This window comes from Candidatus Nitrosopumilus sp. bin_7KS, from assembly GCF_054095835.1.
Map to the genome: position 1 here is coordinate 1 of NZ_JBSWSO010000002.1, position 12,396 is coordinate 12,396.

Here is a 12,396-nt window from a genome sequence, read left to right on the forward strand (position 1 = left end):
GTTCTGGTGTTGGTTCTGGTGTTGGTTCTGGTGTTGGTTCTGGTGTTGGTTCTGGTGTTGGTTCTGGTGTTGGTTCTGGTGTTGGTTCAGGTTCTGATGTTGGTTCAGGTTCAGATTCTTTCTTTAAATCAACATTTTCTAATGAACCAAAAACAGTTTCTAAAAAAGTTTCCTTATCAAATGGTTTAAGATCAGGATATTCTTGTCCTACTCCCACATACATTACGGGAGTAGAAGTTACTTTTACAATAGATAATGCAGCGCCACCTCGTGCATCTGCATCACTCTTTGTTAAAATCGAACCATCAAAATGAACATGTTCAAAGAATTCACGTGCTTGGTTTACTGTATCATTTCCAGCCAATGAATCACCTACAAAAATTTTCATGTCAGGATTTACTACTTTGGTAATTTTTTCAATCTGTTGCATCAAGTTTTCACTCGTCTGCATTCTTCCTGCAGTATCAATTAGCACAACATCTGTTTTGTGTGATTTTGCATATAGTACGGCATCACGTGCAACAGCTGCAGGATCTGAATTGTAATTTTGTGCAACAAGTTTCAAATTTAGACGATTAGCATGTTCACGTAATTGTTCAATTGCACCTGCTCGAAAAGTATCAGCTGCTGCAATCACTACAGAATATTTTGCTTCTTTTAGCATGTATGCAATTTTTGCTAATGAAGTGGTTTTACCAGTACCATTAATTCCTACAAATAGAACCAGGAAAGGTTCTCCTTTACTCTTTTTTTCATTTATTTTTTCGAAAATATCATACTCTCCAGCAGCATCAAAGAGTGTAGAGATACTTGAAATCAAACTATCTTTGACAAATTTTTCAATTTCATTTTTATCAACCTTGGATCCAATTAGTTTTTCTTTAAGATCAGCTTTGATAGAATCAATAACTTCAGCTGCAACATCAGACTCTAAAAGAGAAATTTCTAATTCAAATAAAATATCTTCAATATCTTTTTCATTAAGTTCTTTTTCTCCTAAGCTTTTTGCAGCATTAGAGAATGCACTTCGGAGTTTATCAAACATAGTTTATCCAGAAGTTGGAGGTTGTATTTGGTTTTGCATAGCCTGCATCATTTGATTCATTTGTGCTTTTCCTTGTTCTAATCTACCAGCAGCATCTTGTTTTTTTGCTGCAGTATCTTGTATTGCAACTTCAACTTCTTTGATTCTTGCTTCTAGGTAGTTAATTGCAGAAGGAAAGTCTTTTTCAACTGCAATTCCTGCACCAATATTCAAAACAATTTTAGAACTAGATGAAATTTTTGTGGGAACATATGTGCCCATTCCTATTGGAACTAGAGTTTCAGATTCAGGATTTTTACCAAGTGATTGAATAGATTGGATAGAAGCTGTTGCTTCTCTTAAAATATTCATAAAAGTTACTTCTCTTTGAGATAAATCAGAAAAATATTGTTCAAGCATTTGCATTTGTTGCATTAATTGCTCTGCCTGTTCTTCACTCATGTACAACCAACATCTTCCAGATGGTTATAAATTCATTCATGGATTTTGAAAAATCTAATTAAAAATAGATTAAGAAATATAAAAAAAATAAAGATTTAACTTTATTTTGCTTTAGAGAATCTTGATTCTACTTCATCCCAATTAACAACATTCCACCATGCCTCAATATATGCAGGTCTTTTGTTTTGGTAGTTGAGATAGTATGCATGTTCCCATACATCACAGCCTAGTAATGGCACTAATCCTACAGTTCGTGGACTAGTTTGGTTTGGCATTGATTTGTACTCAACCTTACTTGAAGTAGGATTGTATACTAACCATCCCCAACCGCTGCCTTGAATTACAGCTGTAGTAGATGAAAATTTCTCTTTGAAGTCAGCAAAGCTTCCAAAGGATTCTTTGATTGCATCTGCAATAGATCCTCCAGGTTCTCCGCCGCCACTTGCTTTCATGTTATTCCAAAATAACCTATGGTTGTCAAAACCACCACCGTTGAAATTAACTGCACCCCTTTGAGCTTCTGGTATTGAATCAATATCAGACAAGATGTCAAGGATATCTTTTTCTTGGATATCAGCAGGACATGCTTCAAGAGCTGCATTTAGTTTGTCAGTGTATGCTTGATGATGTTTTGTGTGATGAATCTCCATTGTTTTTGCATCAATGTGAGGTTCCAATGCATCATATGCATATGGCATTTCAGGAAGAGTGTATTTTCCCATATAGGACTAGAGAGATTTATTCAATTTATTGCTTTAGCAAGCAATTCATTTTTACTTGTTAAATGGATTACAAAACTTGTGAAAATATTAGTAATTTTCTCAGTATCAATAGTACTATTAGGAATTTTTATTTTTTCATATTCTTTAGACTCTGAAAATGAATTTAGAACTTATTTGCAAAGAAGTGTTCCATTTGTTGGAACAGACATCCCTAGAATTGATGGGATAGATGGTTCTGGAATTAAAATTGCAGTAATAGATACAGGAGTTGATTTTAACCATCCAGATCTTTTGGGATGGGGACCTGATGGTAAGGTAATTGGAGGATTTAATTTCATACAAGAAGGCAAACCACCACTTGATACAAACGGTCATGGAACTCAAGTTGCAGGAGTAATTGCAGCAGATGGGCAAATTACCGGCATTGCACCCAAAGCCAAAATTTTAGCTTACAAAGTTTCTGAAGACGGTGAAGGTGTTTCATCAGAGTTGATAATTCGAGCAATTGAGAAAGCAATTGAGGATGAGGCAGACATTATCAACATTAGCCTAGGTGTAAACAAGACCAATACAAAAATTGACCGTGCAGTAAACTCGGCATTAGAAAAAGAAATCTTTGTAGTTACTGCAGCAGGAAATGACGGTCCAGGATTAGAAACAATAGGCAGTCCAGGAAGAAATTTCGGATCAGTAACAGTTGGTGCAACGTATAACAATTTGACTTCTAGCTTGGTTGCAACTTTTGAAATTGATGAAAAACCATATACAGTAATTCCAATGGTTGGTTCTTCAAAATTAGATAATGCAATTACGGGAAAAATAATTTATGCAGGATTTGGAAAAGCTCAAGATTTTAAAAACACAGATGTGGAAAATGCTATAGTAATTGTTGAGAGAGGAAGTGATGTAGAAGGTGAGTTGTTATATTTTTCAATTAAAGAAAAAAATGCTGCAAATGCAGGAGCTAAAGCATTAATTGTGTACAATGATAAACCAGGAATCTTTTTGGGGGAATTAATTCATGAGTTTATTGAAGAAGGATACACACCACAAATTCCTGTAGTATCAATTGATAGAGAAGAAGGATTAGAGATTGTAAAATCATTAAATGATAACAGTGAAGGAATTCTACATCTGTTTTACAATCCAGATTTTGTAGCACATTTTAGTTCCAGAGGACCAGTATCTCCATTTTATCTCAAACCAGAAATTGTAGCACCAGGGGCATACATCAATACCACACAAAATAATGCAGGATACAACTTTACCAGTGGAACAAGCTATGCCGCTCCTCATGTCAGTGGTGCAGCGGCTTTACTATTACAGAAAAACCCAGAATTACACCATCATGAGATTAAATCCATACTATTGACTACGGTCAAAGAGGTATCTGATGCCTACGGACAGGTGTTTTCAATTCATGATGCAGGGGCAGGAAGATTAGATATTGGAAATGCCTACAATGCAAAATTGATCATAGAGCCACCAAACTTTGTGGCAATGGCATCATCTGATGATAAAATTGTGGAAAGGCAATTCCAGCTAAAATCAATTGATGATTCATGGGGTGGATTTGAGGTAAATTTTGATGGGCCTGAATTCATTGCGTTTAGTGGAGAACTTGTAGATGGAAACATTTTGGAAATAAAGATGAAGATGTTGGAAGACAATTTCGGAGAACATGAAGGAATGGTAATGATAAGTCACGAGGGCACTCAATACAGAGTTCCATTTCTGCTACACTATACACAAGGTTCAGTTACTGTAACTCAGCAAGATCAAGAATTGTACTTTAAGATTAATCATCCAGAGGAATGGAGTTTTGCTAAAATTTCTGTAATCAATAGTAAAGATGGAAGAGTTACAACAACTACAACAACACCGGACAAAAAAGCATCAATTGGAATTTATGAAAATTCACTATACTGGATTGATGCTAAAATTAGAGTAAATGGAAACACATCAAATGCGTTTAACACAATAGAGATTAACTCGCTTGATGAAAATATTGATAGATTAGACATACTAGATATTCCAGAAAAACAAATTGGTATAATTGCTATAATTCTAATTGGAATTGGAATCTTTGGGATTTTAAAAAGAAGATAAATTTATTTTTGAACTTTAGGACCAGCATCAATAATTTCAGGTGAAACATTTTCAAATTTAGCAAAGTTTTCAACAAACATTTGTGCTAATTTTTTTGCAGACATATCATAGGAGTCTTTGTCAACCCAAGTATTTTTTGGATCCAAAATATCATCTGGGACACCTTCCACTTCAGTAGGAATATCCAAATTAAATAAATCATCATGTCTATATTTTACCTTGTCAAGTGTACCAGAAATGGCAGCAGTTACCATTGCCCGACTATACTTGATCTTTATTCTTTTTCCAATGCCATATGGACCGCCAGACCATCCAGTGTTGACGAGGTAAACTACAGTATTATGTTGATTAATTTTTTCTCCGAGAAGTTTTGCATAAACTGAGGCAGGTCTAGGCATGAATGGGGCTCCAAAACACTGAGAAAATACAGATTTTGGCTCTTTTATTCCCCTTTCAGTTCCTGCCAATTTACTAGTGTACCCTGACATGAAATGATACATTGCTCCTTCTTTTGTGAGTCTGGATACTGGAGGTAAAACACCCAATGCATCTGCAGTCAAAAATATAATCACTTGAGGATTTCCACCAACACTTGGAATTACAGCACCGGGGATGAAATCAAGTGGATAACCAACACGAGTATTTTCAGTTAATGTGTTATCGTCATAGTCTGGAACATTGTCATTTAATACAACATTTTCTAAAAGAGCTCCTGGTTTGATTGCATTCCAAATTTCAGGTTCTGCTTCTTGACTTAGGTCAATGCACTTTGCATAACATCCACCTTCAAAATTAAAAGTACCATTATCAGACCATCCATGTTCATCATCGCCAATTAATTTTCTATTAGGGTCTGCAGAAAGTGTAGTTTTACCAGTACCAGATAAACCAAAGAACAAAGCAGTATCACCTTTCTCTCCAATATTTGCAGAGCAGTGCATTGGGAAAATCCCACGTCCAGGTAAGAGAAAATTCATTACACCAAACATAGACTTTTTCATTTCGCCGGCATATTCTGTTCCCCCAATCAAAACAATTTTTCTTGTCAAGTCAATTAGAATAAAGACATCAGTTCTGGTTCCATCAATTTCAGGATCTGCAACAAAGTCGTTAATACAAAGAATTGTAAATTCAGGTTCGTGTTTTTCTAATTCATCTTTGGTAGGTCGAATAAACAAATTACTAGAAAACATACTCTGCCAAACATGATCATTAATCACTCTGATTGGTAAACGGTTTTCAGGATCAGCTCCTACAAATCCATCAAAAACAAATAGTTCCTTGTTATCAACAAAGTCTTTCATTTTTTCAAAGAGTTTTTCAAACTTGTCACTTGGGAATTTATGGTTAATTGGACCCCAGTCAATAGTGTCTTTAGTTTTATCGTCAAATACGATAAAACGGTCATCAGGGGATCTGCCGGTATATTTGCCAGTATTGACTGAAAGTGAGCCTGTAGAGTTGACTACGCCCTCCTTTCGCTCAACTGCCAATTTCACCATCTCATCTACGCCAAGATTTCTGTGGACTTTGGATGGTTTAATTCCGAATTGAGTTAATTGTGATGAAAACTTTTCAGTTGTTGCAGTACCTACTACTTGGGTCAGAGGATTATGCCTCCAGAAATATGGTTATCAATCCCAGCCTGAGTCATGAGATATTCGATCCGACCTAGGTTTCCTTATTATCTTTTTCTTAAAGAAAATTTTCTATGATCTAGGAACGTATTTATTCCAAAATTCAAGACTCAATTTCATGACGATCAACAAAGAATTGCTTGCAAAGAGACAAGAGGTCAAAGAAAACAAGCCAGACTTTGTAAGACCAGAAAGTTGGCGTTATGTTAGACTCCAAACTAACTGGAGAAAACCAAAAGGTATTGATCATCACCAAAGAAAACAAAAAAGCAGAGGCCGTCCAGGTCTTGTCAAAATTGGATATGGTGGACCTAAAGAAGCACGAGGACTACATCCTTCAGGATTTACAGATAATCTAGTTTACAACTTGAATGATTTAGAAAAATTAGACCCAAAGAAAGATGGAGTTCGATTTGCCCACGGTGTCGGTACCAGAAAAAGAAAGGAAATCATAGTTAAAGCAATAGAACAAAAATTCAAAGTTTTCAATGCGAGAGTGAGTGCAAGTGGTAGTAAATCTTAAAGCTAAAAAAAGACTCGCAGCCAGAGTTACTGGTGTTGGAGTTCATAGAATTAGATTCGATACAGACCATCTAGATGATATTGCAGATGCAATTACAAGAGAAAATATCCGTAGTCTTATCACTGCAAACACAATTAGAATTAAATCATTTACCGGCACATCAAAAGGAAGAGCACACGAGAAGAAAGCTCAGAAAAACAAAAGAGGCACCACTCAAGGTTCCAAACAAGGACGAAAAGGTGCAAGAGTCGGTAAAAAAGAAGTCTATGTTGCAAAGGTTAGAGCACTAAGACGATTATTGAAAATTGCAAAAGACAGAAAAGATTTGACTAATCCAGAATTCTGGGCTCTTTACAAGAAAGTAGGTGGAAACACAGTTAGAAATAAAGCTCACCTTAGACTACTCATGGAAGAGATTAAAGAAAAACGATAAGATTAGAATCGATAAATTTTATTTTCCAATTCTACAATTTTACCATTTTCAATTTTAATTCCTTCATCACTTAGCATCTTTGTCTTAACAGGTTCTCCATATGCATATCCACCAATTTTTCCAGTAGACATTACAACTCTGTGGCAAGGAATAATCACAGGGTATGGATTTTTGTTCATTATCTTTCCCACTGCACGTTGGCCATTTTTTAATCCAACAGCTTTTGCCAATTCGCCATATGTGGTAATCTGACCCTTTGGAACTTGTAGTAACTTTTTGTAAACTTTTTGCTGCAGATTCAAAGTTTGATGACCTCAAGATCTGTGGATTTTAAAAGTTCAAGAACTTTTTGTTTGTTTGTTCCCAACCCACGCCAATCAAGTAAAGCAAATTTTGCCATACTATTTTGAGTAATAATATGAGAAAATAATTCCTCATCCAGATCATCTAATGCATGTTTAGGGATTACTGTACCTAGTGCATATTTTCCATCTAACAATTCACTAGTAAATTTTGAAGGATAGTGGGTGCCACCAAAACAAATTGCTACTGGATGTTCTTTAATTGGCTCACTCATTACTTTGTGAACTAATTCTGCAACGGAATGACACAGAGACTCATCAGTCCATTGTTTTTCAGTAGTGCCAATTTCTACAAATATTGATGGTTTGGTTAGTGCAGTGGGCCCATGGTGGGTAGCCTCAATAGTAATTTGGAAATCTGAGAATTTTGATTGGTTTTTCATTAAAGTTTGAAGATATGTTTTTTGAAAATCAGGTTTTGGGATTGCAACCTCTCTATCGTTTCCACCAAACTTTGCAGCTGAAAAGTTACCAGTACTGTGACACGTTAAAGCTAAAACTCCAGACTCTGCTGCATGTTTTGAGAGGAAAATAAATCCATCATAATCATATTTTTCCTCCAACCAATCAGCAGAAATTGCAGGGGTTGGAATGATTAAAAGATCATAATATTTTCCGCGAAAGACATCACCATCTTTGGTCATTTCTTTTGAAAGAAACTTTGCCATATTGTGACCTGCAGGGTCATCTTGATACGCAACTAGTAACTCCATGAGATAAGAGATATAAGGACACCTTATTAATTTCCAGCAATGAACCCTAGGCAGACTTTGAAAAACATGGCCAATACTATGAAAATGGCAAAAAAGCCAGACAGAGATGAGTATTCACAACACCTTAGACTCGTTTTGTTAGGAATAGCAGGTGTAGGAGCTATTGGTTTTACAATTCAGTTTGTCTTTTCTGTAATTACGTTTGGTAGATAACAATGTCTGAAGAAATAAAATCACACTTGTTTGCAATTAGAACTACTGGAGGACAGGAGAAAGTTGTCATGAGATTATTAGAAGCAAAAGCTAATGCAAATCAAATTAACATTCAATCAGTATTTTGGGTAAGTGACTTGAAAGGATATGTCGTAATTGAAGCAGTCAATCCAAGTGATGCATATCTTGCAGTAGAAGGAGTCAGACACATCCGAGGTCAATTAAGAGGAGAATTAGAATTCAAAGATATCGAAGGATACCTAATCAAGAAATCAACAGTTTCACAATTAACAGTAGATAACATCGTAGAAATTACAGGTGGACCATTCAAGGGAATGAAGGCAACAATTACTAGAATTGATGTCGACAAGGAAGAGGCAACTGTAGTTTTGTTAGATGCATCATATCAATTACCAGTCACAGTAGACGCTAACTACCTAAAGCTGTCAACTGAGGGTTAGGAAGGATTAAATTTTCAATTAGAGTTTGATTTAACATGGGAGAACAAAAAGTATCATCACTTGTAACAGGCGGAGGAGCATCAGCAGGTCCACCATTAGGTCCAGCACTAGGTCCGCTTGGAGTCAACATCATGGAAGTTATCAGTGCAATTAATGAGAAAACCAAAGACTTTGAGGGAATGAAAGTTCCAGTTACAGTAATCGTTGATACAGATACAAAAAAATATGAAATTGAAATTGGTATCCCTTCAGCTGCTGCTCTAATCATGAAAGAGGCCGGAATCACAAAAGGCTCAGGAGCATCAGGTACTGAATGGGCAGGAGATGTAACAATGGAATCAATTGTTAAAGTAGCAAATACAAAACTTGACAAATCTTATGCTTCTTCACTAAAATCAGTTGCAAAAACCATCATTGGTACATGTGTGGCATTAGGAGTTAAAGTAGAAGGTAAAACTCCTAAAGAAATTACTGCCGAGATCAATGAAGGCAAATGGGACGCAAAATTCCAATAATTAAAAATTAGAACCCAACCTCTTTTCTGAAGTTTGTTCATGAAATTTAATTGATAGAATGTTTGGTTTTCTGAACACATTGTATTCTAAATAATCAGATTTTCTTTAGATGTGTGATGGAAGATGAAGATGTTGAGAGAGCCGAATGGGACTGGCTCAAAAAGAAGTAAGATCATCGGCAATTAAGAAATCAAATGAAAGCAGTTATTGAAAATTAAGAAATCAACTTTAGATATATCAAGTTCTAAATTATTGAATAAGATATACCGGATCTTTATCAGTTTTTTGTAATTCTACAAAGGTTTCAGTATTTTGAATACCTTCTATTTTTCCAATTTTTTCAATCACAATACTGTGTAATGCTTCAAGATTCTTAGCATAAACCTTAATCATAATATCAAATCGTCCAGTAATTTCAGAAATTGATACAACTTCAGCAGTTTGCATGAATTGTTTGTGGATTGAATCCTTGAATTTTGGATCTCGATTTATTCCGACTGAGGCCTTTACTCCAATTCCCAATAATGAGTCATCAATCTCAATTGTAAATTTTTTAATGAGTTTTTTCTTCATTAGTCTCTTAATTCTACTGTATAGAACAGAGGCATTGATTCCTAGTTTTTTGGATAAGGTAGGGACAGAGATTGAACCATCTGCGGTCAATTCAAAAAGTAATTTCATATCTAATTCGTCAAATCTATGCAACGTAATCGAAAAATAAGATTATGATTTAATATATGTAGGTTTTAAGCACGATTTGTACCTTAATTATAAAAAATTTAGTGAAAATATGTAATTTTGTAAAATAAATGAGCGACAAAAGACATCAATCTCTAAACGATTTTAAGTAGGTTTTCTAGAAATTGTTTCGTAATGATTACAGATACTCAGATTACTGAATTGGTAAAACGAGCTAGAGAGGCTACAAAAGAGCGTAAATTCAAACAATCTGTAGAATTAATCGTTACTTTCAAAGATATTGATGTAAAGAAAGGATTTGCAATTAACGAAGTTGTTCAACTTCCAAAGACTAGTTCTCCTGCAACTGTTTGCATTATTGCAACAGGTGAAATGAATCAAAAAGCAAAGGCTGCAAAAGCAGATTCAGTTATTGGAACAGAAGAATTAAGCAAATTTGGAGCAAACAAAAGAGAATCTAGAAAATTCATTAACAAATATGATTTCTTCTTGGCAGATACCAAAGTCATGCCAGAAGTTGGTAAAACTTTGGGTCAATTATTAGGTCCAAGAGGAAAGATGCCAACACCAGTTCCATTTGATGCATCTATTGAAGCATTCTTACAAAGATTTAGATCTTGTATCAAAGTAAGAACAAGAGCATCACTGTCAATCTCATCTAAAATCGGAGATTTGTCTATGGATGATGCAGATTTAACAATTAACGCACATACAGTTCTAGCTGCAATTGAAAAGAAATTACCAAACGGAGAGAAAAACATTAAGAAAATTTTAATTAAAACTACAATGGGCAAACCAGTTAAACAAGTACAAGAGGTCAAGAAGAAATATGCATGAAAATAGAACCTCTTATCCTAAAAGAAAATCCCAAATGTTTGAACAATTACAAGAGCTTCCAAAAAAATACAAAGTTCTAGCTGTAATTAAAATGAGAAAAGTTCGTTCTACACAAATTCTCCCATTAAGAAAAACTCTCTCAGGAGAAGTATTATTTTTCAGCATCAAAGATAAAGTTGCAAAGAAAGCATTTGAGAAATTAGATGTACCAGGAGTCAAAGACATTGCAGACAAACTAACTGGACAATGCATGTTCTTGTTTACTGACATGTCACCATTCAAGCTAAACGTTCTTCTTGCTAAAAACAAAATAATGATGGCAGCAAGAGGAGGAGACCTTGCAAGTTTCGACATTGTTGTTCCTGCCAAAAACACAGGAATTGCACCAGGACCAATGCTTACAGAATTCAAGGAAGCTGGAATCCCAACTAAAATTGATCAAGGTACAATCTGGATTGCAAAGGATAGTACCCCAGTGAAAAAGGGCGAGGCAATCAATGAGAAATTAGCATCCATTTTAGGTAAATTAGATATCAAACCAGTAGAAGCAGGAATTGCACTATATTCAGCATTAGAGGAAGGAACTGCATATCTTGAAGAAGAGTTGGTAATTGATGTTGAGAAAATCAGAAATGCATTTGCTCAATTCCACCAAGAAGCAGTTACACTATCAATTGAAGCAGGATACATCACAGCAGACAATATTTTACAAATTCTCAGCAAGGCTGCACAATCTGCACGTTCTGTATCTGTTGAATCAGGCTTTATGACTGATGAAACAAAGGAGCAAATTCTACAAAAAGCAGACGCTCAAGCAAAAGCAGTTGCAGGCCAAGCAAAAAATTACACCCCAGCATAAATCTCATAAATATCATTTACCAATATTGGTAGAAATCTGATCTTAATCATATTAGTGATAATGGGTTTAGGAATTTTTGAAGTTTTAATGTATTCAGGTTTGTTTAATTTTCTAGCAATCTAGTCCAAAGATTCTCGAACCTTTGGCAGATTCCAATTAAACTTCATAGCTAATAATCGGATTCCAGTTCCTGCAAAGATTCCAATTATAGATGCAATCTGTATATCAACACTAGATGATAACATTCCATAAAATACTACAATTCCAATAATACTTGCTATTGCATACACTTCTTTTACAAATACAATTGGGATTTCTCGAACAAAGACATCTCGTAATATTCCACCACCGATTGCTGTAATCATTCCACCAAAGAGCATTGGGAGAAACTCTAATCCAACTACCTGGTATGCAATGGATGCACCTAAAATTGAAAATACACCCAATCCTACTGCATCAAAGACTAACCATATGCTCATATTCTTTTTGAATTTTGTATACAAGAAGAACATTACAACTCCAACTGTAACTGTTAATCCAATATAGATAGGATCTGAAAATGCTGTAGGGAATCGTCCAAAGATTACATCACGAGTTACTCCACCACCCACTCCAACTACTGATGCCAAAACAATAATTCCAAAAATATCTGCCTTGTGTGCAATTGCTTTTGAAGCTCCAGTTACTGCAAACGCAATTGTCCCCAAATAATCTAAAATGCTAATGAATCCATCAATTGGAAAAGAAAAATCAACCATCTATTGCAAATTGTGAGCTATTGCTAATTAAGATTTGAAAAATAAAGATCAAAAGTAAATTTGATAGAA

16 protein-coding genes are annotated in these 12,396 nt (G+C 35.1%); 8 read left to right on the plus strand and 8 right to left on the minus strand.

Going from position 1 to position 12,396, the window contains the following annotated elements; genetic code table 11:
- The 3 genes from ftsY to ACW9W4_RS00355 all read right to left on the minus strand — a co-directional run.
- Nucleotides 1–1,045 (minus strand): signal recognition particle-docking protein FtsY (gene ftsY, locus ACW9W4_RS00345; protein ID WP_457760566.1); only part of this gene is annotated, 1,045 nt, incomplete at its 3' end.
- A 3-nt stretch (nucleotides 1,046–1,048) separates the two neighbouring features.
- Entirely contained in the window at nucleotides 1,049–1,486 is a 438-nt protein-coding gene (pfdA, locus tag ACW9W4_RS00350) for a prefoldin subunit alpha (protein ID WP_457760567.1), read from the minus strand.
- A 101-nt stretch (nucleotides 1,487–1,587) separates the two neighbouring features.
- Nucleotides 1,588–2,208, minus strand: coding sequence for a superoxide dismutase (locus ACW9W4_RS00355; RefSeq protein ID WP_457760568.1), 621 nt, complete (start codon nucleotides 2,206–2,208; stop codon nucleotides 1,588–1,590).
- Between the two features lie 78 nt (nucleotides 2,209–2,286).
- Here ACW9W4_RS00355 and ACW9W4_RS00360 point away from each other — a divergent pair, with 78 nt between their 5' ends.
- Nucleotides 2,287–4,317 carry a S8 family serine peptidase gene (locus ACW9W4_RS00360; protein WP_457760569.1) on the plus strand — a complete coding sequence of 677 codons (2,031 nt, stop codon included), beginning with the start codon at nucleotides 2,287–2,289 and terminating at the stop codon, nucleotides 4,315–4,317.
- A gap of 2 nt (nucleotides 4,318–4,319) precedes the next feature.
- On the opposite strand, the gene pckA is transcribed toward ACW9W4_RS00360, so the two are convergent.
- Nucleotides 4,320–5,924: a phosphoenolpyruvate carboxykinase (ATP) gene (pckA, locus tag ACW9W4_RS00365; RefSeq protein WP_457760965.1), complete on the minus strand. Its 1,605-nt coding sequence runs from the start codon at nucleotides 5,922–5,924 to the stop codon at nucleotides 4,320–4,322.
- A gap of 148 nt (nucleotides 5,925–6,072) precedes the next feature.
- On the opposite strand from pckA, the gene ACW9W4_RS00370 reads away from it, so the two are divergent.
- Nucleotides 6,073–6,477 carry a 50S ribosomal protein L32e gene (locus ACW9W4_RS00370; protein WP_457760570.1) on the plus strand — a complete coding sequence of 135 codons (405 nt, stop codon included), beginning with the start codon at nucleotides 6,073–6,075 and terminating at the stop codon, nucleotides 6,475–6,477.
- Entirely contained in the window at nucleotides 6,461–6,910 is a 450-nt protein-coding gene (locus ACW9W4_RS00375) for a 50S ribosomal protein L19e (protein WP_457760571.1), read from the plus strand. Before ACW9W4_RS00370 ends, ACW9W4_RS00375 begins: the two co-directional genes overlap by 17 nt.
- Nucleotides 6,911–6,912: 2 nt before the next feature.
- Here the strand turns inward: ACW9W4_RS00375 and ACW9W4_RS00380 are convergent, their stop codons facing one another.
- Both ACW9W4_RS00380 and ACW9W4_RS00385 read right to left on the minus strand, forming a co-directional pair.
- Nucleotides 6,913–7,212 carry a methylated-DNA--[protein]-cysteine S-methyltransferase gene (locus ACW9W4_RS00380; protein ID WP_457760572.1) on the minus strand — a complete coding sequence of 100 codons (300 nt, stop codon included), beginning with the start codon at nucleotides 7,210–7,212 and terminating at the stop codon, nucleotides 6,913–6,915.
- Entirely contained in the window at nucleotides 7,209–7,985 is a 777-nt protein-coding gene (locus tag ACW9W4_RS00385; RefSeq protein WP_457760573.1) for a D-aminoacyl-tRNA deacylase, read from the minus strand. The genes ACW9W4_RS00380 and ACW9W4_RS00385 overlap by 4 nt, the downstream gene beginning before the upstream one ends.
- 39 nt (nucleotides 7,986–8,024) lie before the next feature.
- On the opposite strand from ACW9W4_RS00385, the gene ACW9W4_RS00390 reads away from it, so the two are divergent.
- From ACW9W4_RS00390 to ACW9W4_RS00400, 3 genes are read left to right on the plus strand one after another with little or no spacing between them, the layout of a single operon-like run.
- Nucleotides 8,025–8,198, plus strand: coding sequence for a protein translocase SEC61 complex subunit gamma (locus ACW9W4_RS00390; RefSeq protein ID WP_457760574.1), 174 nt, complete (start codon nucleotides 8,025–8,027; stop codon nucleotides 8,196–8,198).
- Between the two features lie 2 nt (nucleotides 8,199–8,200).
- The gene (locus ACW9W4_RS00395) at nucleotides 8,201–8,659 is read left to right on the plus strand and encodes a transcription elongation factor Spt5 (RefSeq protein WP_457760575.1); all 459 of its coding nucleotides are present in this window, start codon (nucleotides 8,201–8,203) and stop codon (nucleotides 8,657–8,659) included.
- A gap of 35 nt (nucleotides 8,660–8,694) precedes the next feature.
- Entirely contained in the window at nucleotides 8,695–9,174 is a 480-nt protein-coding gene (locus ACW9W4_RS00400) for a 50S ribosomal protein L11 (protein ID WP_457760576.1), read from the plus strand.
- Nucleotides 9,175–9,423: 249 nt separating this feature from the next.
- Here ACW9W4_RS00400 and ACW9W4_RS00405 read toward each other — a convergent pair whose 3' ends face one another.
- Nucleotides 9,424–9,855: an Lrp/AsnC family transcriptional regulator gene (locus ACW9W4_RS00405; protein WP_457760966.1), complete on the minus strand. Its 432-nt coding sequence runs from the start codon at nucleotides 9,853–9,855 to the stop codon at nucleotides 9,424–9,426.
- 192 nt (nucleotides 9,856–10,047) lie between these two features.
- Between ACW9W4_RS00405 and ACW9W4_RS00410 the strand changes: the two genes are divergently transcribed.
- Nucleotides 10,048–10,710 carry a 50S ribosomal protein L1 gene (locus ACW9W4_RS00410; RefSeq protein WP_457760577.1) on the plus strand — a complete coding sequence of 221 codons (663 nt, stop codon included), beginning with the start codon at nucleotides 10,048–10,050 and terminating at the stop codon, nucleotides 10,708–10,710.
- The gene (locus ACW9W4_RS00415; protein ID WP_457760578.1) at nucleotides 10,703–11,569 is read left to right on the plus strand and encodes a 50S ribosomal protein L10; all 867 of its coding nucleotides are present in this window, start codon (nucleotides 10,703–10,705) and stop codon (nucleotides 11,567–11,569) included. The genes ACW9W4_RS00410 and ACW9W4_RS00415 overlap by 8 nt, the downstream gene beginning before the upstream one ends.
- Nucleotides 11,570–11,688: 119 nt before the next feature.
- Here ACW9W4_RS00415 and ACW9W4_RS00420 read toward each other — a convergent pair whose 3' ends face one another.
- Nucleotides 11,689–12,327 (minus strand): trimeric intracellular cation channel family protein, encoded by a 639-nt coding sequence (locus tag ACW9W4_RS00420; RefSeq protein ID WP_457760579.1) that lies wholly within the window; start codon nucleotides 12,325–12,327, stop codon nucleotides 11,689–11,691.
- Nucleotides 12,328–12,396 lie beyond the last annotated feature (69 nt).

Excerpts from the sequence above, each read along its gene's own strand:
- pfdA (WP_457760567.1), bottom strand. The coding sequence starts at position 1,486 with ATGAGTGAAGAACAGGCAGAGCAATTAATGCAACAAATGCAAATGCTT.
- ACW9W4_RS00355 (WP_457760568.1), bottom strand. The coding sequence starts at position 2,208 with ATGGGAAAATACACTCTTCCTGAAATGCCATATGCATATGATGCATTG.
- ACW9W4_RS00370 (WP_457760570.1), top strand. The coding sequence starts at position 6,073 with ATGACGATCAACAAAGAATTGCTTGCAAAGAGACAAGAGGTCAAAGAA.
- ACW9W4_RS00385 (WP_457760573.1), bottom strand. The coding sequence starts at position 7,985 with ATGGAGTTACTAGTTGCGTATCAAGATGACCCTGCAGGTCACAATATG.
- ACW9W4_RS00390 (WP_457760574.1), top strand. The coding sequence starts at position 8,025 with ATGAACCCTAGGCAGACTTTGAAAAACATGGCCAATACTATGAAAATG.
- ACW9W4_RS00395 (WP_457760575.1), top strand. The coding sequence starts at position 8,201 with ATGTCTGAAGAAATAAAATCACACTTGTTTGCAATTAGAACTACTGGA.
- ACW9W4_RS00400 (WP_457760576.1), top strand. The coding sequence starts at position 8,695 with ATGGGAGAACAAAAAGTATCATCACTTGTAACAGGCGGAGGAGCATCA.
- ACW9W4_RS00405 (WP_457760966.1), bottom strand. The coding sequence starts at position 9,855 with ATGAAATTACTTTTTGAATTGACCGCAGATGGTTCAATCTCTGTCCCT.
- ACW9W4_RS00410 (WP_457760577.1), top strand. The coding sequence starts at position 10,048 with ATGATTACAGATACTCAGATTACTGAATTGGTAAAACGAGCTAGAGAG.
- ACW9W4_RS00415 (WP_457760578.1), top strand. The coding sequence starts at position 10,703 with ATGCATGAAAATAGAACCTCTTATCCTAAAAGAAAATCCCAAATGTTT.
- ACW9W4_RS00420 (WP_457760579.1), bottom strand. The coding sequence starts at position 12,327 with ATGGTTGATTTTTCTTTTCCAATTGATGGATTCATTAGCATTTTAGAT.